This is a genomic window from Nonomuraea phyllanthi (assembly GCF_006334985.2).
GTDB classification, from domain to species: Bacteria; Actinomycetota; Actinomycetes; order Streptosporangiales; family Streptosporangiaceae; genus Nonomuraea; species Nonomuraea phyllanthi.
The window spans coordinates 97,092-118,888 of the sequence record NZ_VDLX02000010.1 but is presented as its reverse complement, the minus strand read 5'-3'; the positions used below and the strand labels follow the sequence as shown (position 1 = coordinate 118,888).

The 21,797-nt window shown below is 71.3% G+C and carries 19 protein-coding genes; 8 read left to right on the top strand and 11 right to left on the bottom strand.

Annotated elements, in window-relative coordinates:
- Positions 1-88: 88 nt before the first annotated feature.
- Positions 89-817, bottom strand: a complete 729-nt coding sequence (locus tag FH608_RS26255; RefSeq protein ID WP_139633273.1) for a metal-dependent hydrolase — start codon at positions 815-817, stop codon at positions 89-91.
- 259 nt (positions 818-1,076) lie between these two features.
- Here FH608_RS26255 and FH608_RS26250 point away from each other — a divergent pair, with 259 nt between their 5' ends.
- The 3 genes from FH608_RS26250 to FH608_RS26240 all read left to right on the top strand — a co-directional run bounded on the left by FH608_RS26250 (position 1,077) and on the right by FH608_RS26240 (position 3,211).
- Positions 1,077-1,859 (top strand): PadR family transcriptional regulator, encoded by a 783-nt coding sequence (locus tag FH608_RS26250; protein WP_139633272.1) that lies wholly within the window; start codon positions 1,077-1,079, stop codon positions 1,857-1,859.
- Positions 1,860-1,888: 29 nt separating this feature from the next.
- Positions 1,889-2,443 (top strand): DUF1707 SHOCT-like domain-containing protein, encoded by a 555-nt coding sequence (locus FH608_RS26245; protein WP_139633271.1) that lies wholly within the window; start codon positions 1,889-1,891, stop codon positions 2,441-2,443.
- An 87-nt stretch (positions 2,444-2,530) separates the two neighbouring features.
- Positions 2,531-3,211 carry a DUF6879 family protein gene (locus FH608_RS26240; RefSeq protein WP_139633270.1) on the top strand — a complete coding sequence of 227 codons (681 nt, stop codon included), beginning with the start codon at positions 2,531-2,533 and terminating at the stop codon, positions 3,209-3,211.
- Here FH608_RS26240 and FH608_RS26235 read toward each other — a convergent pair.
- From FH608_RS26235 to FH608_RS26215, 5 genes are read right to left on the bottom strand one after another with little or no spacing between them, the layout of a single operon-like run.
- Positions 3,201-4,091 (bottom strand): ABC transporter ATP-binding protein, encoded by an 891-nt coding sequence (locus FH608_RS26235; protein ID WP_139633269.1) that lies wholly within the window; start codon positions 4,089-4,091, stop codon positions 3,201-3,203. The two genes, FH608_RS26240 and FH608_RS26235, sit on opposite strands and share 11 nt — an antisense overlap.
- On the bottom strand, positions 4,091-5,032 hold the full coding sequence (locus tag FH608_RS26230) for an ABC transporter ATP-binding protein (RefSeq protein WP_139633268.1): 942 nt from the start codon (positions 5,030-5,032) through the stop codon (positions 4,091-4,093). The genes FH608_RS26235 and FH608_RS26230 overlap by 1 nt, the downstream gene beginning before the upstream one ends.
- The gene (locus tag FH608_RS26225; RefSeq protein WP_139633267.1) at positions 5,029-5,913 is read right to left on the bottom strand and encodes an ABC transporter permease; all 885 of its coding nucleotides are present in this window, start codon (positions 5,911-5,913) and stop codon (positions 5,029-5,031) included. The genes FH608_RS26230 and FH608_RS26225 overlap by 4 nt, the downstream gene beginning before the upstream one ends.
- Positions 5,910-6,905, bottom strand: a complete 996-nt coding sequence (locus FH608_RS26220; protein WP_139633266.1) for an ABC transporter permease — start codon at positions 6,903-6,905, stop codon at positions 5,910-5,912. Before FH608_RS26220 ends, FH608_RS26225 begins: the two co-directional genes overlap by 4 nt.
- 52 nt (positions 6,906-6,957) lie before the next feature.
- Positions 6,958-8,709: an ABC transporter substrate-binding protein gene (locus FH608_RS26215; protein WP_139633265.1), complete on the bottom strand. Its 1,752-nt coding sequence runs from the start codon at positions 8,707-8,709 to the stop codon at positions 6,958-6,960.
- A gap of 468 nt (positions 8,710-9,177) precedes the next feature.
- Between FH608_RS26215 and FH608_RS26210 the strand changes: the two genes are divergently transcribed.
- The gene (locus tag FH608_RS26210) at positions 9,178-10,083 is read left to right on the top strand and encodes a CAP domain-containing protein (RefSeq protein ID WP_226899908.1); all 906 of its coding nucleotides are present in this window, start codon (positions 9,178-9,180) and stop codon (positions 10,081-10,083) included.
- Positions 10,084-10,119: 36 nt separating this feature from the next.
- On the opposite strand, the gene FH608_RS26205 is transcribed toward FH608_RS26210, so the two are convergent.
- Genes FH608_RS26205 through FH608_RS26190 form a run of 4 tightly spaced genes read right to left on the bottom strand, consistent with a single transcriptional unit; the run spans position 10,120 to position 16,475 of the window.
- A complete protein-coding gene (locus tag FH608_RS26205) occupies positions 10,120-11,520 on the bottom strand; it encodes a sugar porter family MFS transporter (protein ID WP_139633264.1) in 1,401 nt (466 codons plus the stop codon).
- 47 nt (positions 11,521-11,567) lie between these two features.
- Positions 11,568-14,042: a polynucleotide kinase-phosphatase gene (locus tag FH608_RS26200; protein WP_139633263.1), complete on the bottom strand. Its 2,475-nt coding sequence runs from the start codon at positions 14,040-14,042 to the stop codon at positions 11,568-11,570.
- A complete protein-coding gene (locus FH608_RS26195; protein ID WP_139633262.1) occupies positions 14,026-15,519 on the bottom strand; it encodes a 3' terminal RNA ribose 2'-O-methyltransferase Hen1 in 1,494 nt (497 codons plus the stop codon). Before FH608_RS26195 ends, FH608_RS26200 begins: the two co-directional genes overlap by 17 nt.
- Positions 15,520-15,560: 41 nt before the next feature.
- The gene (locus FH608_RS26190) at positions 15,561-16,475 is read right to left on the bottom strand and encodes an LLM class F420-dependent oxidoreductase (protein ID WP_139633261.1); all 915 of its coding nucleotides are present in this window, start codon (positions 16,473-16,475) and stop codon (positions 15,561-15,563) included.
- 118 nt (positions 16,476-16,593) lie between these two features.
- Here FH608_RS26190 and FH608_RS26185 point away from each other — a divergent pair, with 118 nt between their 5' ends.
- The 4 genes from FH608_RS26185 to FH608_RS26170 are packed head-to-tail and all read left to right on the top strand — an operon-like array spanning position 16,594 to position 20,482.
- On the top strand, positions 16,594-17,613 hold the full coding sequence (locus FH608_RS26185; protein ID WP_139633260.1) for a glycoside hydrolase family 18 protein: 1,020 nt from the start codon (positions 16,594-16,596) through the stop codon (positions 17,611-17,613).
- Between the two features lie 45 nt (positions 17,614-17,658).
- Positions 17,659-18,795: a sensor histidine kinase gene (locus FH608_RS26180; protein ID WP_139633259.1), complete on the top strand. Its 1,137-nt coding sequence runs from the start codon at positions 17,659-17,661 to the stop codon at positions 18,793-18,795.
- Positions 18,795-19,886 (top strand): sensor histidine kinase, encoded by a 1,092-nt coding sequence (locus FH608_RS26175; RefSeq protein WP_139633258.1) that lies wholly within the window; start codon positions 18,795-18,797, stop codon positions 19,884-19,886. Before FH608_RS26180 ends, FH608_RS26175 begins: the two co-directional genes overlap by 1 nt.
- Positions 19,883-20,482: a response regulator transcription factor gene (locus FH608_RS26170; protein WP_139633257.1), complete on the top strand. Its 600-nt coding sequence runs from the start codon at positions 19,883-19,885 to the stop codon at positions 20,480-20,482. Before FH608_RS26175 ends, FH608_RS26170 begins: the two co-directional genes overlap by 4 nt.
- A gap of 55 nt (positions 20,483-20,537) precedes the next feature.
- Here FH608_RS26170 and FH608_RS26165 read toward each other — a convergent pair whose 3' ends face one another.
- The gene (locus FH608_RS26165; RefSeq protein WP_226899907.1) at positions 20,538-21,788 is read right to left on the bottom strand and encodes a class I SAM-dependent RNA methyltransferase; all 1,251 of its coding nucleotides are present in this window, start codon (positions 21,786-21,788) and stop codon (positions 20,538-20,540) included.
- Between the last annotated feature and the right edge of the window lie 9 nt (positions 21,789-21,797).

Here is a 21,797-nt window from a genome sequence, read left to right as displayed (position 1 = left end):
CGAGCCGCACGTTAGGTGACCCTAACCAGTGCGCCTGGCGGCGGATGTCTCGACATCAAGATATCTCGCAGGATATCTCGACATCAAGTTAAACGGGTGCCAGCCGCCAGAAGAGGAGCCCGATGATGGCCACGGACAGGACCGGGGCCAGGATCTTCTGCTCGAACGTCTTCCCCGTCTTGATGCCGATCTTCCACGGCAGCAGGAACTTGGCCCCCAGCGGCCACAGCACGGGACAGCCTCGCTCGGTCATGCAGTCGCCGACCACGTGGATGAAACAGCCGAGCGCCACCGCCAGCCCCAGCCAGGCGTAGCCCACGTCGAGCGAGAGGAAGACGGCGTACAGCCCGGCGGTCAGGCCGATGTTGACCATCGCGGAGCCCGCCTTGTTGCCCGGGATGCCGATGCCGATGGCCCGCAGGGCGAGGCCGACGAGGAGCACCACCATGATGTCGCGGCCGATGGGATAGGTGTTGGCCAGCCAGTGCGCGCCGAAGCCGAGCGCCACCGCGAAGGCCAGCGAGTGCGTCGCGCCGCGGTGCCCGCCGCTGATCCAGGACACCGCCTTGCTGATCGCCCACGTGATGGGCCCGAACGTGTGCGCGATCGTCGCGCTCGGGTGGTCGAGGTCGGGCAGCATCGCCGCGCCGGCGCAGATGAGCGCTCCGGCGATCAGTTCCGGGGGGTTGAGCGCGTTCGCCATGATCCCGGTCTCGATGAACCGGGAGGACTCGTTCAGCAGCGGAAGCGCGGCGAGGGGAGGCGCGAGCCCCAGCCAGGCGATGGCCCCCGTCATCGCGTGCGTGTGCCCCATCATGATCCGGACTGTACGGCAAAGCCGTTCTTTACGCGTCCGGACATACGAAGACGAGGTCGTTTCCACGGCGACAGCACCCCCCAGCCCTGCCGACGCGGAACGACCTCGTCTCGCTGTGAATAACGAGCCTCCCCCGTTCTCTGTTCCCGGATTCCGCAACTTTTTCGTGATCTGGCTCACTCCCGCTCGGGCCTTGCGAACGACACACTAACGATATATCTTTGACGCATCGAGAACAGATCACGATATAGGAGGAAAAATGACTTCCGCACAGGCAGCAGGCGGCCCCTGGCCCGGCGCGCGCGAATACCGCCAGGCCGCCCGAGAGGCGAAGCGCACGGCCCGCGAGGCCATCCAGGCACTGTCCGAGGCCTTCGACGAGATGGGCGGGCGCCGCCGCCACCATCACGAGCACCACCACGAAGAGCATCACGAGCACCACGAGCGCCGGCACCGCGGCCGGCGAGGTCCCGGCCCGTTCCCGTTCGACTTCGGGCGCGGCCCGTGGGGCGGGCCCGGCGCTCCCTGGGGCGGCGGTCCCGGCGGGCCGTGGGGCGGCCACCGCGGATGGGGCAGGGGCCGCAAGGCCAAGCGGGGCGACGTGCGCGCCGCGATCCTGGCCCTGCTCTCCGAGGAGCCGCGCAACGGCTACCAGATCATCCAGGAGATCGCCGAGCGCAGCGAGGGCGGCTGGAAGCCCAGCCCCGGCGCCGTCTACCCGGCGCTGCAGCAGCTGACCGACGAGGGCCTGGTCATCGCGGAGGAGAACGAGGGCCGCAAGTCCTTCCGCCTCACCGACGAGGGCCGCGGCTACATCGAGGCGCACGCGGACGAGGTGCGCGCCCCGTGGGACGAGATGCGGCCCGACATCGACGACAACACCGCCGATCTCTGGCACATCGGCCGGCAGGCGGCGTTCGCCATGATGCAGATTCTCCAGAGCGGGAATGACGCACAAATCCGCGAAGCGCGTAAGACTCTTGTAGAGACCCGGCGCAAGCTCTACCAGATCCTGGCCGACGGCGAACCGGGCGAGGAGTGAACGCGCGATCTTCCTGGAGGGGCTCGGCAATGGATCCCAACGACCTCCGCATCGGCGACGCGGAGCGCGAGCAGACGATGGCCGCCCTGCGAGAGCACTTCGCGCAGGGCCGCCTGACCCACGAGGAGCTCGACGAGCGGCTCGACCAGGCACTGGCGGCGAAGACGGCCCGTGACCTGGCCACGGTCACGGCCGACCTCCCCGGGCCGCGTCCCGCGCCCGGCTACTCGCAGCCCGGCCACGACGAGCCCGGCTACCGCGAGCCCGCCCTGCCCCACCCGGGCATGGACGGCTGGCGGGAGGCGATGCACGCCCACCGGCAGCAGATGCAGTCGATGCGCCAGGCGCAGCGGGACATGCGCCAGTCCATCCACCAGGCACGGCGCGACATGCGGCGTGGCCACCACGGCCACCCGTGGCGCGGGCACCGGCACGGGCCGCACCCGATCGTGGGGCTGCTGTTCGTCGCCATGATCCTCGGCCTGATCTTCGGCGGGGGCGGCATCTTCAAGGTGCTGCTCGTGGTGTGGATCGGGGCCATGCTCTTCAGCTTCGTCCGGGGGCGGTTCCACCATCGCGGGTGAGGGCCCGCCCAGGTCGTTTTGGGCCTTGACCCGGTCAAGGGCTCATTTCATGATCTGGGCGGGTCTTCCGACGCGAAGGGACGCAGCATGACCGAGCAGGGCGCACCGGCCCGACATCCCCATCCGTTCGCCGCCGTCGCCCACGCCGGCGGCCTCGTCCTCGACGTTCCGGAATACCAGGAGAGTTTCGACCGCGACCACGCGCTCTGCTCCGAGCCGATGTGGAAGCTGGAGCGGGCGCAGCACTTCTTCGAGCCGGACGTGGCGAGCTGGCGGGCCATGATGGACGGCGACTGGGAGCGCTCGATGGCCCTGACCGAGCGCATGGCCGCGCCCCTGACCGAGCATTTCCGCCACCGCTTCCCCGTCCGGCGCGTGCGGGTGGTGGAGTTTCCGATCAGCGCGTACCTGCAGTGGGAGCTGCACGTGCTGGCCACCCGCGCCCGGGTCGGCTCGCCGTGCCGGGTGGTGCGGGCCGAGCGGGTGGCGGCCCTCGACCCGCTGCCCGAGCTGGTGATCTTCTCCCCTTCCCTCATGTACGAGGTTCTGTACGACACCTACGGCGGCTGCGTCGGCGGCCGGCGGATCACCGACCGCGCGGTGGTCGAGCCGTGCCTGCGGACGGTCCGGTACCTGTTCGAGGCCGGGGAGGACGTACTCGGCTTCCACGAGCGCGAGATCGTGCCGCTGCCGCCGCCGCTGGTCACCGACGAGATGCGGGCCGCGCTGCCCGCCTACGCGCACCGTACGGAGGAGTTCAGGGTCTGACCGGCGGGCAGGCGCCGAGCCGGGCGCACGCCACGAGATGGCCCGGCTCCGCCTCCAGGAGACCTCCTTCGGCGCCCCGCTCGTGGTAGAGGCAGGTGTCCACGGGCTCGGCGTCGTCCCACGACTCGTGCAGGCGCGGCACCGCCGACAGCAGCTCGCGCGTGTACGGGTGCAGCGGCTCGCCGAAGACCTTCTCCGTCAGTCCCATCTCGACCACGCTCCCCCGGCGCAGCACCACGGTGCGCTCGGCGAGGTAGTTGCCGAGCGACAGGTCGTGCGTGATGTAGAGCACGCCGAGCCCCCTGGCCTTCAGCTCGGCCAGCAGGTTGAGCACGTCGATGCGGGTGGAGGCGTCGAGCATGCTGGTGATCTCGTCGGCCACCAGCAGCTTGATGTCCAGCAGCAGCGCGCGGGCGATGAGCAGGCGCTGGAGCTGCCCGCCGCTGAGCTGGTGGGGGTACTTGCCGAGCACCTGGCCGGGGTTGAGGCGCACGTCGCTCAGGCACGCGGCGACCCGCCTCGCCCACTCGGGCTCGGGCACGGCCGGGTAGTACGCCTCCTTGATCATGGCGAACACGCGGTCGGCCTTGAACACGGGGTTGAACGAGCTGAACGGGTCCTGGAAGATGCCCTGGACGTGGCGGTAGTACTCCTTGCCCGGCCGGGCCGGCCGCCCGTCGAAGGTGATCGAGCCGCTGGTGGCCGGGTTCAGCCCCAGGATCATGCGGCCGATCGTGCTCTTGCCGCTGCCGCTCTCGCCGATCAGGGAGACGACCTCGCCGGGCACGACCTCGAAGCTGACGTTTTTGACGGCCGTGACGCTCCTGCCGCCGAACGCGCCGATCCGGAATTCCTTGGTGACGTCGTCGAGTTTCAGCATCAGGCCTTCCAGCAGGCGACGTGGTGGTCGGGGGCGAGCGCGACCACCGGCGGGTCCTCGGCGCATTCGTCTCCGGCGACCGGGCAGCGGTCGCGGAACCGGCAGCCGGCGGGCGGGTTCAGCAGGGAGGGCGGGCTGCCTGCGATGCCTTCCAGCCGGCGCTCGGCGTAGCGCACGCCGACCTCGGGCAGGGCGTCGAGCAGCAGTTTCGTGTACGGGTGGCGGGGCGCCTTGACGATCACGTCGGCGGGCGCCTTCTCGGCGAGCCGGCCCGCGTACATGACCATGATCGTGTCGGCGATGTGGTGGGTGAGCGCGATGTCGTGGGTGACGAAGATCATGCTTCTGACGTAACCACTCTCGCGGAAGCCGAGCAGGGCGCGGGCCACGGCCTTCTGGGTGGAGACGTCGAGCGCCGAGGTGACCTCGTCGGCGATCAGGAGGGACGGGTCGAGCAGCGTGGAGATGACCATCACCATGCGCTGCTTCATGCCGCCGGACAGCTCGATCGGGTAGCGGTCGAGCACCTCGCGCGGCAGGCCGACCTGGTCCATCCGGCGCTCCAGCTCGGCGGTGTCCGGCTCCGCGCCCCTGGACCTGAGCAGCTCCCCGACCATCTTGCGGATCTTGCGGGTGGGGTTGAGCGCGCTCATGGCGTACTGCGGGATGAGGGAGACCTCCTTGAAGCGGACCTCGTTCATCGCGCGGTCGTCGGAGATCGGCAGCTCGCGGCCGTCGAGCACGACCCGGCCGCCGACGTGGCGCATCCGGCCGTCCATGCGGATGAGGCTCTTGCCCAGCGTGCTCTTGCCGCAGCCGGACTCGCCGACCAGCCCCAGGATCTCGCCGTCCTTCAGCTCGAAGGACATGCCGTCGAGGGCGCGCACGTCGCCCCTCAGCGTGCGGTAGTGCACCCTCAGCTCGCTGACCTGCAGGCTCATGTCTCCCTCAGTTTCGGGTTGAAGACCTCGTCGAGGCCGACGTTGGCCACGTACAGGGCGCCCACGATGGCGGTGATGCCGGCGCCCGGGGGCACGAACCACCACCAGAGGCCGAGCTGGAGAGCGCTCCACTGGTTGGCGTTCTGCAGCATCAGGCCCAGCGAGACCCCCTCGGTGGGGCCGAGGCCGATGAAGTCGAGCGAGGACGCGATGAGGACCGCCCCGCCGAACAGCAGGATGAACGTCATGAACAGGTAGGAGCTCATGTTCGGCGCGACCTCCCTGGTGATGATCTTCCAGGTGCCCGCGCCGCTCATCCGCGCCAGGTCCACGAACTCGCGGGTGCGCAGCGAGAACGTCTGCGCCCTGATCGCCCGCGCCGCCCACGGCCACTGCGTCAGGCCGATGAACAGGCCCTGCACGGCCACGCTCCTGATCCCCAGGTAGGCGTTGGCGATCAGCAGCACGGCCAGGGTGGGGATGACCAGGATGACGTTGGTCAGCATGCTGAGCACCTCGTCGACGGCGCCGCCGCGGTAACCGGCCACGAACCCGACGACCATGCCGATGGCCGCCGCGATGCCGCCGCCGATCACGCCGACCGCGAACGTGCTGCGCAGGCCGTACACGAACTGCAGGAAGATGTCCTGGCCGAACGTGGTGGTGCCGAGCCAGTGCTCGCCCGACGGCGGGCTCATGGGCCGCGGGCCGTAGTCGTTGGGCGCGCCGTCGAGCAGCACCGGCCCGAGCAGGCCGAGCAGGAGCAGCACGAGGACGAGCGCGAAGCCGGACATCAGCTTGCCGTTGCGCACCGCGAAGTAGAGCGCCTCGCGCCGGACCCCGGCCGGCTCGCGGGGGGCGACCTCCTGGAGTGCCGTCATGCCTGAGCACCCGCCATTCCCGCCCTGGTACGCGGATCGACCACGACGTAGACGATGTCGATGATGAAGTTGGCGATCAGCACGCCCAGCACGATGAACAGGAACGTGCCCTGGAGCAGGAAGAAGTCCTTGTTCTGGATGGCCTTGAGTATCAGGCTGCCGAGCCCCGGGTAGGCGAAGACGATCTCGGTGACCAGCGCGCCCGCCACCAGCACGCCGAGTTGCAGGGCCAGGCCGGTGATCTGGGGCAGGACGGCGTTGCGGAAGGCGTACCTGCGGATGAGCCGGGCGGGCGCGCCGAGCGCGGACAGGTAGGCGGAGTAGTCGGACTCCAGCTCATAGATGATCATGTTGCGCATGCCGATGGCCCAGCCGCCCAGCGCCACCAGGAACAGCGACAGGAACGGCAGCGTCCAGTGGTGCAGCAGGTCGAGCAGGAACGCCCACGACCAGGTGGGCCGCATCGAGAAGCTGTAGCCGCCGGCCACCGGGAACAGGCCCGCGATCACGCCCAGCGCCCAGGCCAGCAGCACGGCCAGCCACATGTACGGCATCGCGGTCAGGATGTAGCCGACCGGGAGCACGGTGTTGTCGAGCAGCTTGCGGCGGGCGGCGTACGCGCCGAACCGGTTGCCCACCACCCAGCTGAGCAGCACCGACGGGACGATCAGCGCCAGCGTGTACGGCACCGCGCCGCCGATCACGGCGCTGACCGGCGTGGGGAACAGCCAGATGCTGATCCCGAAGTCGCCCCTGAACAGCGCGCCCCAGAAGTTGAGGTACTGGGTGATCAGCGGCTGGTCGAGGCCGAAGAGGCTGGTGTAGTAGGCCCGCATCGCCTCCACGGCGGCGGGCTGGGAGACGTTGGCCCTGGCCACCATGCTCGCCACCGGGTCGCCCGGCATGAAGCGCGGGATCATCCAGTTGACGGTGACCGCGACGAAGAAGGTCAGCCCGTAGATGAGCAGCTTTCTGCCGAAATATCGACGCACGTGATGCTTTCTCCGTGAGAGCCCCCGCCCCCTGGGAGGCGGGGGCGGTTGGTCAGGAGCCGGACGGCTGGAGCTGCGTGAGGGTCTCGAAACCGCCCAGCTCGAGCCAGTTGTGCCACATCACGGCCGGGGTCTTGGGAGCGCTGCCCTCCGCGGCCGGCCAGTTCTTCCAGACCTGGTTGCTGGACTGCGCCCACAGGCCGTTGTACCAGAGCGGGATCACCGGCAGGTCGTCCAAATGGATCTGCTGGAGCTGAGAGGTGATCTTCTTCATGCCCTCGACGTCGTCGGTCTTGACCTGGTCGAGCTGCTTGGTCAGGTCCCAGGCCTTCTTGTTCTCGTAGCGGCCGAAGTTGACGGTGTTCTGCTGCTTCTGGACCGGCAGCTGGAAGAGGTACTCGTAGTAGGTGTACGGCGAGTTCGACAGCTGCCGCTCGTTGTTGATGAGCAGGTCGAAGTCGCCCTCGCTGCGCTTCTCCACCAGGGCGTTGAAGTCGGGGAAGTCGGGGGTGATCTGGATGCCGGCGGTCTTGGCGCTGGCCGCGATGGACCTGGCCGACTCCATCCAGTCCGTCCAGCCGGAAGGGACGATGAGGGTCAGAGAGATCTTGGAGCCGTCCTTGTTCTCGACGTACCCGTCGCCGTCGCCGTCCTTGTAGCCGGCGTCGGCCAGCATCTTCTTCGCCTTGTCCGTGTCGAAGGCGAACCCGGACGAGGCCACCACGTTCTGGTCGACGAACTGCTCCCACTGCGGCAGCAGGCCGGTCGGGCTGGCCGCCTTGACGAGGTTGCCGTACACGCCCTCGACGATCTTCTTGACGTCGATCGAGGTGGCCAGCGCCTTGCGGAAGGCCGGGTCGTCCATCGGCTTCTTGGTGGTGTTGGGCACCAGCCAGGCCGTGTTGGCCGACAGCATGTACGGCGGTTCCTTGTAGTAGGTCGTCAGGCCGAAGTCGCCCTTGACCAGGTTGGCCACGCCGGGCAGGAAGTTGTTGCTGAGGTCCATGCCCTTCTGCAGCAGCAGGCCCATCGCGACCTCGTTGCTCGGGGTGGAGACGTCCACGATGTAGCGCGGCTTGGGCTCCATGTTGAGCGCCGCCTTGCCCCACCAGTCGTCGCGCCGCTGCAGCACGACGCGGTCCTGGTCCTTGGCCATGAACGTGTACGCGCCCGTGCCCACCGGGTTCTCGTTGATCCCGTCGAGCACCTCCTTCTCGGAGCGGTCCTTCCAGATGTGCTCGGGGACGATCGAGCGGCTGTAGAGGTTGAAGTCCCACTGCTGGTAGTTGGCCGTGGAGAAGGTGAACCTCACCGTCTGGTCGTCGACCGCCTCGACGCTCTTCAGCCAGGTCCACAGGTTGTGGTACGGGATCGTCTCCATCTTGCCGAGCTCGAAGGTGAACGCCACGTCACGGGCCGTCAGTGGCTGCCCGTCCGACCACTTGACGCCCTGGCGGATCTTGGCCTCGTACGTGGTGTCGTCGGTCCACGAGCCGCTCTCGGCCAGCCAGGGCACGAGCTTGCCGGCGGTCGCGTCGTAGTGGAAGAGCGTCTCATACACCAGGCCCTTGGTGCCCGTGGCGTGGTCCCACTCCCTGATCGGGTTGAAGTTCGCGGGCGGCCCCCACTGGGTGCCGGTCGTGTAGAGCGTCTCGTTACGCGGCAGCGAGTCGGGGTCGGCGTTGGCCACCGCGCCCTGGCTCTGCGAGGCCTGCGGGGCCGGCGTGGCTCCGCCGCCGGTGCACGCGGTGGCGAGCAGGCCCGCCGCCACGAGCGGAATCATGATCCGAGCCCGGTTACGCATCGCTTCTCTCCTTCCTTCGCGCCCGGCGCGAAGGTTCGCACGTCTTGCCGACACCCCCGATGGGCCGGCCTGGCGGGCGCGCCACGCTTCCTGGGAGCGCTCCCAGAGCAGAGCGGGACACGCTCCCCTGGGGCCGGTGAGCGATCTGTCCTCAGTGGCCGCGGGTCACCTGGACCTGCTGAACCGGATAAGTACCGCGAACGTAAGTTCCGGGCATCCAAGCCGTCAAGAGGTCGTGACGCTTTCGAGACGTAGCGTGTGCGTGGGGAGCTTCGGTGGCTAACCGGTAAACACTGGACGGGCGCCGTGACGCCTCAGTGATCACTTTGGTTTACCCGAGTCTTGTGGCAAATATCCCAATTTGATGACAAATAGGTTTCGTTCCCGGCAGAATGCCTGGCCATCCAGCGTCCATCGCCACGGGAGGCGACCCCTATGCGCAGACCTCACGAGGTATACGCCGGGCTCTTGAGCCTGGCGGCGCTGTGCGCGACCGGCTGTGCGGCCGGGGCCGCGACACAGGGCCAGGCCGCGCCGCAGGGTGCGGCGGCGGCGCAGCGCCCGACGCCCGCGCCTGACCCGGCGGCGCCGCGCCGCCCGGCGAAGTCGCCGGAGGCCTCGTGTCAGGTGCGCGTGGCCAAGCCGCGGCTCAGCGACGAAGGCGAGATCACCTCGTTCGCCACCCGCCGCGGCTGCTCCGACCCGGCGCTGATGCGCATCCGCGTCAAGCGCGCCGTCCCCGGCGGCGACCCCGTCGTCAAGAGCGGGGCCACCAGGAAAGGCCGCATCACCCTGACGCTCCCCTGCAAGTCCGGCACCTATTACGCGTTCGCCACCGACTACCGCGGCCGTACGGCCACGTCCAAGGCCATCAAGCTGACCTGCGCCCCCGCCGTCACACCCACGCCCACCCCCACGTCCAAGCCCACGTCGAGGCCCACGTCGAGGCCCGCGACCGCGACGACTCCCTCGCCGCGCGGGGCCGGCACGTCCCTGGAGAAGGAGGTCCTCAGGCTGACCAACGCCGAGCGCGCGAAGGGCGGCTGCGGGCCGCTCAAGCCCGACCCGCTGCTCCGCGCGGCCGCGGTGGGCCACTCCGCCGACATGGCGAGGCGGAACTACTTCGACCACGACTCCAAGGACGGCCGGAGCTTCATGGACCGCATCACGGCGGCGGGATTCACCGGAGGCAGGGCCTTCGCGGAGAACATCGCCTTCGGGCAGCCGTCCGCCGCCTCGGTGGTCAGGGGCTGGATGGAGAGCCCCGGCCATCGGGAGAACATCATGAACTGCGCGTACACCCTCATCGGTGTCGGCGCGGTCAAGAACTCCCAGGGCCGGATCTACTGGACCCAGGACTTCGCCGGCACGTAGCCGTGCGGTGGGGGCCGACGGCCCAGGCCCCCACTCTCAGCCCATCTCCTCCAGCCTGCGGCCCTTGGTCTCCCTAACCCATCTGGCCACGAAGAGGAACGACAGCGCCGCGAAGATCGCGTACATGGCGTAGGTGACCGGCAGATTCCACGCCGCCAGCGCCGGGAACGACACCGTGATCGCCCAGTTCGCGATCCACTGCGCCCCCGCCGCGACGCCCAGGGCGGCGGCGCGGAGGTGGTTGGGGAACATCTCCCCGAGCAACACCCAGACCACCACACCCCACGACATCGCGAAGAACAGCACGAACGCGTTGGCCGCCACCAGCGCGATCTGCCCCTGCGGGTCGGGCAGCGTGACCGACCCGCCCACGCTCCGGGCGGCGCTGAACGCCCACGACGTGGTGGCCAGCGTGACCGCCATCCCGGCCGAGCCGATCATCAGCAGCGGCCTGCGCCCGATCCGGTCCACCAGCGAGATCGCGATGAACGTGCCCACGATGTTGATGATCGAGCTGGAGAAGCTGATCAGCAGCGAGTCGCTCTGGTTGACGCCGACCGACTGCCACAGCACGGACGAGTAGTAGAAGATCACGTTGATGCCGACGAGCTGCTGGAACAGTGACAGGATGATCCCGATCCAGACGATCCCCAGCAGCCCGAGAGCCGGCCCGCGCAGGTCCTTCGTCGTCGGCACCCGCTGGGTGCGCAGCACGTGCCGGATCTCCGCGACGCGGGCGTCGAGGTCGGTGTCCTCGCCCTCGACCTCGGCCAGCACCTCGCGCGCCTTCTCCGTCCGGCCCGACATGACGAGGTAGCGCGGCGACTCGGGGATCACCAGGGCGAACAGCAGGTAGCACAGGGCCGGCACGACGCAGGCCCCCAGCATCCACTGCCACGCCTGCAGGCCCCACACCTCGTTGTTGACCTGGTCGCCCGCCAGCCGGACGATCACGTAGTCGGCGAGCTGCGAGACCGCGATGCCGAGCACGATGGCCAGCTGCTGGAACGAGCCGAGCCTGCCCCGGTAGGCGGGCGGCGCGACCTCGGCGATGTACGCGGGCCCGAGCACCGAGGCCATGCCGATCGCGAAGCCCGCCAGCACCCGCCAGAGCGCGAGGTCCCAGATGGCGAACGGCAGCATCTGCCCGATCGAGCTGATCGCGAACAGCACCGCCGCCACCCGCATCGTCCGCGTACGCCCCAGCCGGTCGGCCAGCCCGCCGCCCGCCCACGCCCCCACGGCGGAGCCGAGCAGCGCGATGGCCACCACGAAACCCGTCTCGACCGGCCCCGCGTGGAAGTAGCGCTGGATGCCGACGACCGCCCCGTTGATGACCGCGCTGTCGTAGCCGAACAGGAACCCGCCGATGGCCGCCGCCGCCGAGATGAAGACGACGTGACCCAGGTGCTCGTGGTGGGTGTACTTGGTAGCCATGCAGGTCCTCCCCCGAGGTGGGGGGAGCATACCCGCAGGTCAGGCCGTCAAAGCCGCGGGTCTACCGGCTCCGACTCCAGGGCGAGCACGGCGAAGACCGGCTCGTGCACCCGCCAGCCCGCCTCGCCGTCGGCCAGCCGCGACAGCGCCTCCAGCCCCAGCGCGTACTCGCGCAGCGCCATCGACCGCTTCTTGCCGAGGAAGCGCCGGCGCAGCACGTCGAGCGACTCGGTGTAGTCGGGGCCGTAGATGATGCGCAGGTATTCGCGCCCGCGCACCTTCACCCCCGGCTGCACCCGGCCCGGCGCGTAGGAGGCGGGCTTGACCACCATGCCCTCGCCGCCCGCCGCCGTCAGCGACTCCCACCACGCGGTCGCCTCCGCCCGGGACCCGGCGGAGTCGAGCGTGACGAAGACGTGCTCCGTACGGGTGATCAGCGGCGAGTCGAGCAGCGCCAGCGTGGACAGGTGCCAGGCGTGCGGCTCCAGCGCCGTGGCCCGCCCCTCGCAGGCCAGGATCTGGAACGGCGCCAGCCTGATGCCCTCCAGGCCGTCGACCGGCCAGCAGTAGCGCGCGTAGGCGTCGCGGAACAGGGCAGCGTTACGGGAGCGGCGCCGGGTACGGGTCAACAGTTCGCCCACATCCAGCCCGCGCCCGGCCGCCGCCTCAAGGGCCGAGACCGCCTCGGGCAGCGCGGCGCGCGCCGCCGCCCCGACGGAGGCGTACTGCGACCTGATCAGCTCGCCGGCCTTCGCCGACCAGGGCAGCAGCTCGCAGTCGAGCACCACCCAGTCGGAGCCGAGCTCGGCCCACAGCGGCTCGCACGCCTCGCGCAGCCGCGCGACCAGCGGCGCCGTGTCGGCGAAGAACGGCCGGCCGGTGCGCGTGTAGACGGCGCCGGCACTGCCGTCGCTCACCCCGAACCTCGCCGCCGCCACCTCCGGCGTCCTGGCCAGCACGGCCACGGCCCGCGAGCCCATGTGCTTCTCCTCGCACACGACCTCGCGCACCCCGGCGGCGGCGAACTCCTCGAACGCCTCGTGCGGGTGCTCCAGGTAGCCGTCGAGCTGCGACGTCTCGGGCGGCGCCATGGTGGGCGGCAGGTAGACCAGCCAGCGCGGGTCCACCGCGAACCGGCTCATGACCTCCAGGGCTGCGGCGGCGTTCTCCTCCATGACCTTGACCCGGGCGCCGAACCTGGTCTCGACGTACCGGGTGCCGGCGACGTCGTTGATGTCCAGCATGCCTGGATCGCGAGCGGGGGCTCCGAGGGGCTTGGCCGGCTCGTACCAGACCTTCTCCGCGGGGACCTGCACGATCTGGCGCTCCGGGTAGCGCAGCGCGGTCAGGTGGCCGCCGAAGACGCAGCCGGTGTCGAGGCAGATCGTGTTGTTCACCCACTCGGGGCGGGTCGTGGGCGTGTGGCCGTAGACGACCATGGCCCGGCCGCGGTAGTCGTCGGCCCACGGGTAGCGGACCGGCAGGCCGTACTCGTCGGTCTCGCCGGTCGTGTCGCCGTACAGGGCGAACGCGCGCACCCGGCCGGAGGCGCGGCCGTGGTAGGCCTCCTTGAGCCCCGCGTGCGCGACGACCAGGTGCCCGCCGTCGAGCCGGTAGTGGCTGATCAGGCCGTCCATGAACGCCCTGGCCCGCGCCACGAACTCGGGCGGCTGGCCGGCCAGCTGGTCGAGCGACTCCTGCAGGCCGTGCGCGACCCGGACCTTGCGGCCGCCCAGCGCGCGCACCAGCTTCTGCTCGTGGTTGCCCGCCACGCAGATCGCGGTGCCCGCCTCCACCATGTCCATCACCAGGCGCAGCACGCCCGGCGTGTCGGGACCGCGGTCCACGAGGTCACCGACGAAGACGGCGGTGCGGCCCTCCGGGTGCGCGAGCCCTCCCTCCGGCCCGCGCCGCCAGCCGAGCCTGCCCAGCAGCGCCTCCAGCTCCGCGCGGCAGCCGTGGACGTCGCCGATGATGTCGAAGGGGCCGGTCAGCTCGGTCCTGTCGGACCACGCCTTCTCGTACGTGATCAGCGCGCCGTCGATCTCGTCGACGCCGCGCAGGACGTGCACCCGCCGGAAGCCGTCGTGGGAGATCCGGCTGAGCGAGCGCCGCAGGTCCTTGCGCTGGCGGACCACCACGCCGCGGCCGAAGTCGCGGTCGGGCCGGACGGCGTTGCGCTCGACGGCGACCTCCTCCGGCACGTCGAGCACGATCGCGTCGCACAGCACGTCGTGCCGCCTGGCCAGCTCGATCAGGCTCTTGCGGGCGGCGTACTGGACGTTGGTGGCGTCGACCACGGTGAACAGGCCCCTGGCCAGGCGCACGCCGACGATGTGGTGCAGCAGGTCGAACGCCGCGGGCGTGGCCGACTGGTCGTTCTCGTCGTCGGAGACCAGGCCGCGGCAGAAGTCGGACGAGATGACCTGCGTGGGCTTGAAGTGCCGCGCGGCGAACGTCGACTTGCCGCTGCCCGAGACGCCGATCAGCACCACCAGGGACAGCTCAGGAACGCTGATCACGGGTGAACACTCCCATCTGGGTGGGCGGGCCGACCTCGGGGTCGTCGTCGCCGACCGGCTCGAACGCCACCTGGTAGCCGTACTCGCCGGCCACCCGGGTGGCCCAGGCGGCGAACTCGGCCCGGGACCACTCGAAGCGGTGGTCGGGGTGGCGCCGGCCGGTGAGGAACTCGTAGCGGACGTTGTACTCGACGTTGGGGGTGGTGACGAGCACGTGCCCCGGCCTGGCCTGGCCGAACACGACCCGTTCGAGCGCCTGGAGCCGGGGCGGGTCCACGTGCTCGATCACCTCCATGAGCACCGCGGCGTCGTAGCCGGACAGGCGCCTGTCGGTGTACGTGAGCGCGCCCTGGAACAGCGTGAGCCGGGCGCGCCTGGCCTCGGACATGCGGTCGAGGCGCAGCTTGCGGGCGGCGATGGTGAGCGCCATGGACGAGACGTCCATGCCGCCGACCCGGGCGAAGCGGGGCCTGGCGAGCAGCGCGCCGACCAGCTCGCCCTGGCCGCAGCCGAGGTCGATCACGCTGGTGGCGCCGAGCTGCTCCAGCCTGGCGAGCACGGCCTCGCGCCGCCGGACGTTCAGCGACTTGGGCTTGTCGGGCTGCGGGACCTCGCCCTGCGCCTGCTCGGAGGGGACGTCGCCCTGGGCCTCGGCCTCCACGGCGGCGGCCTCGTCGGCGGCGCTCTCGCCCGCGGGCGCGTCCTCCTCGACCGCGGGCTCCAGCTGCTCCTCGGTCTCGTCGCCCAGCTCGGCCAGCCGCGCCAGCGCGGCGCGGGCCAGCGACCAGCGCCGCCCCAGGTAGCGCCGGGTGATCAGGCCACGCTCCGGGTGGTCGCGCAGCCAGCCCTCACCGGCCCTGATCAGCTTGTCGACCTCGTCGGGGGCGATCCAGTAGTGCTTGCCGTCGTCGAGCACCGGCAGCAGCACGTACAGGTGGTTGAGCGCGTCGGACAGGCGCGCCGTCCCGCGCAGGACGAGCCGGACATAACGCGACTCGCCCCACTCGGGAAACCCCTCGTCGAGGGGTACGGCCCGCGCCTCCACCTCCCATCCGAGCGGCTCGAACAGCCGCCCGGCCAGCTCGGGGCCGCCGCGGCAGGGCAGCGCGGGCAGCCGCAGCTCCAGCGGCAGCGGCGTGTCCGGCAGCTCCGGCCTGGCCTTGCACCGGCCGGCCCGCGCGGTGCGGAACACGTCGGCCAGGGCCACGGCCAGCAGGGAGGAGGCCGCGTAGGGGCGGTCGTTGACGTACTGCGACAGGCTGAAGTCGGGCGACCTCTTGCCGCGTGACCTGACCAGCGCGATCGGGTCGACCTCCAGCATCAGGGCCGCCGTGCAGCGCTCGTCACCCGCCTCGGGGTAGAAGACCGTGGCCGTGCCGAACGACTGGCCGAATTCCTGCACCCGGCCGGGATGCTTGTGCAGGAGAAAACCCAGGTCGGTGGCGGGCTTCGCGGTGGTCGTGATGGTCAGCAGCACGCCCCAAGTGTGCCGTAACCCCCGCGAAGCACTCCAATGGATTACACGTGCGGGAGCACCTCGGCGGCGATCAGCTCCAGGTGCTCCAGGTCGGCCAGGTCGAGGACCTGCAGGTAGACCCGGTCGGCGCCGAGCTCGGCGAACTTCCCGATCCTCTCCAGCACCTCGGCCGGGGTGCCGACCAGGCCGTTCTGGCGCAGGGTGTCGGGGTTCTCGCCGACGGCCGCCGCGCGCCGCTCGACCTCCGCCCGGTCGCGGCCCACGATGGTGGTCTGCGCCACCGAGTAGACCAGCTCGCGCCCGGTCGCCTCGCACGCCTCGCGCACCCGTCCGAACCCCACGGCCGTGTCGGCGAGGGTGCGGAACGGCAGGTTGTACTCGTCCGCGTACGCCGCCGCCAGCCGCGGCGTCCGCTTCGCGCCGAAGCCGCCGATGATGATCGGCGGCCTCGGGGCCTGCACCGGCTTGGGCAGCGCGGGCGAGTCGGCCAGCCGGTAGTAGCTGCCCTCGAAGGAGTAACCCTTCTCCGCCGTCCACAGACCCGTGATGATCTCCAACTGCTCCTCGAACCGGCCGAACCGCTCGTTCTGCGGCGGGAACGGGATGCCGTACGACGCGTGCTCGCCGTCGTACCAGCCGGTGCCGAAGCCCAGCTCGACCCGGCCGCCGCTCATCTGGTCGACCTGCGCCACGCTGATCGCCAGCGGCCCGGGGAACCGGAACGTGGCGGGCGTCACCAGCGTGCCCAGCCGGATCCGCGAGGTCTCCCTCGCCAGACCGGCCAGCGTGATCCACGCGTCGGTGGAGCCGGGGCCCGGATCGCCCGACCCGATGCGCTGGTAATGGTCGGAACGGAAGAAGGCGTCGAAGCCCAGCCGCTCGGTGGCCTGCGCGACGGCGAGCAGGTCGTCATATGTCGCGCCCTGCTGGGGCTCGGTGAAGATCCGCAATTTCATGACGCCATTATGCGTACACATCGGACGCGTACCGGAAAAGCCTCGCACCGCGGCGTGGACACTTGCTAGCGTTCCCGATAGCGCCGGACCGTAGCCGACTGACCACACGGGGTTGCCTATGCCGCGGCACAAGAGGGAACCGGGCACGCTCCCACGCCCGATCGCGATCCTCGGCGCACTCGCTCTCGCCGGGGCCACCGCCATGGCGGTGCGCCTGCTCCCCGCGGGCGCCGCGCCCGCCCCCGAGCCGCCGCCGGTGGCGAGGCACACCCCTGCCGCCTCGTCTCCGGTGGCAGCGGAGCCGGAGCCGAGCTTCGTCGCGTTCGTCGACACCGCCCGCGAGCCCGGCTTCGACCTGTCGAAGGACGCCCGGCGCACCGGGGTGCGCCACTACGCGCTCGGCCACCTGGTGGCCGGCGACGACGGCTGCGCGCCCAAGTGGAACGGCCCCGACCAGGCCGGCCCGCTCGATCCCGGCAAGAATCCCGTGGCCAACCGGATCAGCCGGCTGCGGGCCCTGGGCGGCGACGCGGCGCCCGTGTTCGGCGGCCCGGACGGGCGGGAGCTGGCCCGCACCTGCACCAGGCCCGGCGGGCTGGCCGCCGCCTACCGCAGGGTGGTCGGCGCGTTCGACGCCGCCGCGATCGGCTTCGAGGTCCGCGACAGCGCCGACAGGGCCGCCGTGCTGCGCCGGGCGCGGGCCATCCACGCCATGCAGCGCGAGCGGCGGCTGCGGGTCAGCTTCACGCTGCCGCTGAAGCCGTACGGGCTGACCTCGGGCGACGTCGCGATGCTCCGGGCCACCCGGCTGGCGGGCGCCGAGGTCGGCACCGTCAACCTGCTGGCCGAGCTGGAGCCGCGCGGCGCCCCCGAGGGCCGCCTGCGCAGGGTGGCCGCGGCGGTGCTGGCGGCCAGGGACCAGATCGCGCGGGCCCAGGGCCTGGAGGACCCGCAGGACGCGTGGCGGCGCATCGCGCTGACGCCCGTGCTGGCGAGCGCGGACGACCTGACCGAGGTCGAGGCCCGCACGCTCGCCGCGTACGCCGCCCGCCACGAGCTGGCCTGGCTGTCGCTCCGCGGAGCCGCTCCGAAACCGGACGTGTCACGAATTCTTTGGCGTACTCCTTCCCGAATATAGGATTTCGGGGACCGATGGAGGTTCCGGCAGCGGGGGGAGGGCGTGATGGCGGCGCGTCCGGAGACGGCGCGAAAGATCCTGCTGCACTGGATGGACGCCTTGATGGCGCTGCTCGCCGTGCTGTTCGTGACCCTCGCGGTGCTGCACGCGGCGACCGGCACCATCTCCCCCCTCGGCGCGGCGATCGCCATCACCTGCCTGCTCGGCTGCTTCGCGCTCTTCCCCTTCATGCTCAGGGACGCCTACGACACCAGGCCGCGCGGGCCCACGCCCAAGGTGCTGGCCGCGGCGGTGCTCGCGGCGGTGGCGCTGGCGCTGCTGCCCCACGGGCCGGCGAACGAGGTGCCCGGCTGGCTGGAGATCGGCATCCTGTGGCTGTCGATCACCGCCCTCTACGTGCCGCTGGCCGTGACCGCCTGCCTGGGGGCCGCCGTGGTCGGGCTGGTCACCGCCTACGTCGTGGCCATCAGCGGCAGATCCTGGCCGAGCGTGCTGATCCCCGAGCTGATCAGCGCCGTCGTCGCCACCGCGGGGATGCTGCTGTGGCGCTGGCTGTGGTGGACGATCAGGGAGGCGCACGACAGCAAGGAGGCCAAGGCCCGGCTGGCGGTGTCGGAGGAGCGGCTGCGCTTCGCCCGTGACCTGCACGACCTGCTCGGGCACAGCCTGTCGGTCATCACGTTGAAAAGCGAGCTGGCCGCCAAGCTGGCGACCAAGGACGCCGGGCGGGCGGCCGGCGAGATGGCCGAGGTGCGGCGGCTGGCCGACGACTCGCTGACCGAGGTGCAGCAGGCGGTCCACGGATACCGGGCGCTCGATCTGGACGAGGAGCTGTCCGGCGCGCGGGCCGCGCTGGAGGCGGCGGGTGCCCGCTGCCTGATCGACGCCAGGGCCGACGGGCTGTCACCGGCCGCCCGGACGCTGCTGGCCTGGGCGGTCCGCGAGGGGGCCACCAACGTGCTCAAGCACAGCACGGCCACGCGCTGCGCGATCACCATCGACGGGGGCGTGCTCGAGATGCTCAACGACGGGGTGCCCGCTCGGGCGTCCCTGCCCGGCGGCGGCCGGCCCGGCAGCGGGCTGCGCGGCCTGTCGGAGCGGCTGGTCACGGCGGGCGGCAGCTTTTCCGCGGAGCCGACCGCGACCGGGGAGTTCCTGCTGCGCGCGGTGGTGCCGGCGTGATGCGGCGCGCGACGAAGCTGGACAAGGTCCGCTGGCTGATCCTCTACTCCACCGACGCCATCCTGCTGATCACCCTGTTCGGCTACTACGACCTCTACCTCCGCCTCCAGATGGGGCTGCCGCTGCCGGTGATCGCGGTCGCCGCCGTCCTCCTGCTGGTCCTCATCGTGCTGGGGACGCGGCCGTTCCGGATTGCCATGCGGGGCGGCTCGCGGCCCACGGCGATCCTGGCGGTGACCGGGGCCGTCAACGTGCTGCTGGCCCTGCTGGGCCTCATGTGGGCCGTCCCGGCGTGGCTGGGCATGCTGGCCCCGTTCGTGCGCAGGCGCACCGCCGTCGTGGTGTCGGTCGCGACCGTCGTGGCGTTCAACCTCTACGTGTGGGCGCTGCAGGGCACCGCGGTGGTGGCGGTGCTCCTGGTGCAGTCGCTGCTCACCGCCATCAGCGTGGGCGGCGTGCTCGCCAACCTGTGGCTGTGGCGGGTCGCCAGGGAGGCCCACGAAGGGCAGGAGGCGCGGGCCAGGCTGGCGGTATCGGAGGAGCGGCTGCGCTTCGCCCGCGACCTCAACGCCCTGCTCGGGCAGAGCCTCACCGACATCTCCGCCCGTACGGAGGGCGCGTCACGCACGCTGGCCGCCGACCCCGCCGCGGCGGCCGAGGAGATGTTCGCGGTGCGCGACCTGGCCAGGCGGTCGCTGCGCGAGGTGCGCTCGGTCGTGCAGAGCTACCGCGCCGTCGACCTCGACGAGTTGCTGTCCAGCGTGCGGGCGGTGCTGGAGGCGGCGGACGTACGGTGTAGCGTGCGCGCCGAGACGGACTCGCTGTCGCCGGAGACCCGCACCCTGCTGGCCACGGTCGTGCGCGAGGGCGCGACGAACGTGCTCAAGCACAGCAAGGCCGAACACTGCACGATCACGATCGAAAACGGAGTGCTGGAGATGTCCAACGACGGGGTCAGCGGCCCGGTGAGCGAGCACGCGCCCAACGGGCTGGCCGGGCTGGCCCAGCGCGTCCGCACGGCGGGCGGCACCCTGGAGGCGGCGCCGACCCGCGAGGGCCGCTACCTGCTGCGGGCGGCGGTGCCCGCATGACGACCCGGGTGCTGCTCGCCGACGACGAGCACCTCATCAGGGGAGCCATCGCGGCCCTGCTCGACCTCGAGGACGGCATCGAGGTGGTGGCCCAGGTGGGCAGGGGTGACGAGGTCGTGCCCGCCGTGGCCGAGCACCACCCGGACGTGGCCGTGCTCGACATCGAGATGCCCGGCATGGACGGCCTGAGCGCGGCCGAGCAGATCAGCGCCCAGTGCAAGATCATCATTCTCACGAGCCTGGGCCGGCCCGGCTACCTGCGCCGGGCCATGGCGGCGGGCGTGAGCGGCTTCCTCGGCAAGGACGCCTCGGCTGAGGAGCTGGCCATGGCGATCCGCAAGGTCCAGGAGGGTGGCCGCTACCTCGACGCCGAACTGGCCGCCGCGGCGATGGCCGCCGGCGACAGCCCGCTGACCGACCGGGAGCGCGACGCGCTGCGGCTGGCGGGCGACGGCGCCACGATCTCGCGGATCGCGGCCGAGCTGCACCTGACCGAGGGCACCGTGCGCAACTACCTGTCGAGCGCGATGACCAAGCTCAACGCGCAGAACCGCCTGGAGGCCATCCGCACGGCCCAGCGCATGGGCTGGCTCTAGCGGCGGCCCGGGGCCGCGGGCGGCCGCCCGCGACGGCCGCCACCGTGAGGCCGGGTCACCCCCGGGTCAGCAGCGCCACGCACTCCACGTGGTGGGTCATGGGGAAGGCGTCGAAGGCCCGCAGCTCCGCCAGGGTGTAGCCGCGCTCGCCGAACCAGGCCAGGTCCCGCGCCAGCGTGGCCGGGTCGCAGGAGACGTACACGATCCGCAGGGCCTCCAGCGACGCGACGCGCGCCACCACCTCGCGGCCCAGCCCGGACCGTGGCGGGTCGACCACCACGACGTCGGCGCGCTCGATCTGGAAGCGGTCCAGCGCCTCCTCCACCCGCCCCCGCTCGACCCGGGCCTGCGGCAGGTCGCGGAGGTTGGCCCGAGCGTCGCGTACGGCGGACGCGTCGGACTCCAGCCCGAACACCGCGCCGGACGGCCCCACGGCCTCGGCCAGCCCGGCGGCGAACAGCCCCACCCCGCAGTAGAGGTCGAGCGCCCACTCCCCCGGCTCGGCGGCCGCGTAGGCCAGCACCGCGTCCAGCAGCGTCTCGGCGGCCCCGGGATGCACCTGCCAGAACCCGCTCCCGGCCACCCGGAACTCCCGGTCGCCCACGTGCTCGCGCAGGACGCCGGAGCCGCGCCGGGGCACCGTGCGGCCCTTGCCCTGGTCGAGCAGGATCGAGGCCGGGGCGTCGAGCTCGGGCACCGTGACCCCGCTGTGCGGCTTGGGCGCGACCACCACGGCCCGGTCGCCGGCCGACGAGGCGATGACCTCGACGCCGGAGGCCCCCTCCCAGGAGTGCAGCTCGGCCCCGACCGCCTCCACCTCGGGATGGGCGATCAGGCAGGCGTCCACGACCTCGATCTCGTGCGAGCGGTGGCGGCGGAAGCCCAGCTCGCCATCGGGCCGGGCGGCGAACTGCACGCGGGTGCGCCAGCCGAGCCCGTCCTTGGCGCCGGGCACCTCCTCCACCACGACCTCGCGCGTGATGCCCGCCAACCGCTGGAGCTGCTCGGCCACCACCTGCGCCTTGAGCCGCCGCTGCGCCTCCGGTGTGGCGTGCTGCCAGTCACATCCGCCGCACCGCCCGGGGCCCGCGTACGGGCAGGGCGGGACGACGCGGTCGGGCGACGCCTCGATGATCTCCACGGCGTCGGCCCGCAGGAACCGGCTGGTCTCCTCCGTGACGTGGGCGACGACCCGCTCCCCCGGCAGGGCGTGCCTGACGAACACCACGCGCCCTTCGTGGCGCGCCACGCACCAGCCGCCGTGCGCGACCGGGCCAACCGTCAGCTCCAGAGATGCCTGTTCCACAGCACCCAC

Bases quoted from the DNA above. Each gene is read 5' to 3' on its own strand.
- FH608_RS26255 (WP_139633273.1), bottom strand. From the start codon at position 817: ATGATGGGGCACACGCACGCGATGACGGGGGCCATCGCCTGGCTGGGG.
- FH608_RS26250 (WP_139633272.1), top strand. From the start codon at position 1,077: ATGACTTCCGCACAGGCAGCAGGCGGCCCCTGGCCCGGCGCGCGCGAA.
- FH608_RS26245 (WP_139633271.1), top strand. From the start codon at position 1,889: ATGGATCCCAACGACCTCCGCATCGGCGACGCGGAGCGCGAGCAGACG.
- FH608_RS26240 (WP_139633270.1), top strand. From the start codon at position 2,531: ATGACCGAGCAGGGCGCACCGGCCCGACATCCCCATCCGTTCGCCGCC.
- FH608_RS26235 (WP_139633269.1), bottom strand. From the start codon at position 4,091: ATGCTGAAACTCGACGACGTCACCAAGGAATTCCGGATCGGCGCGTTC.
- FH608_RS26230 (WP_139633268.1), bottom strand. From the start codon at position 5,032: ATGAGCCTGCAGGTCAGCGAGCTGAGGGTGCACTACCGCACGCTGAGG.
- FH608_RS26225 (WP_139633267.1), bottom strand. From the start codon at position 5,913: ATGACGGCACTCCAGGAGGTCGCCCCCCGCGAGCCGGCCGGGGTCCGG.
- FH608_RS26215 (WP_139633265.1), bottom strand. From the start codon at position 8,709: ATGCGTAACCGGGCTCGGATCATGATTCCGCTCGTGGCGGCGGGCCTG.
- FH608_RS26205 (WP_139633264.1), bottom strand. From the start codon at position 11,520: ATGGCTACCAAGTACACCCACCACGAGCACCTGGGTCACGTCGTCTTC.
- FH608_RS26190 (WP_139633261.1), bottom strand. From the start codon at position 16,475: ATGAAATTGCGGATCTTCACCGAGCCCCAGCAGGGCGCGACATATGAC.
- FH608_RS26185 (WP_139633260.1), top strand. From the start codon at position 16,594: ATGCCGCGGCACAAGAGGGAACCGGGCACGCTCCCACGCCCGATCGCG.
- FH608_RS26180 (WP_139633259.1), top strand. From the start codon at position 17,659: ATGGCGGCGCGTCCGGAGACGGCGCGAAAGATCCTGCTGCACTGGATG.
- FH608_RS26175 (WP_139633258.1), top strand. From the start codon at position 18,795: ATGCGGCGCGCGACGAAGCTGGACAAGGTCCGCTGGCTGATCCTCTAC.
- FH608_RS26170 (WP_139633257.1), top strand. From the start codon at position 19,883: ATGACGACCCGGGTGCTGCTCGCCGACGACGAGCACCTCATCAGGGGA.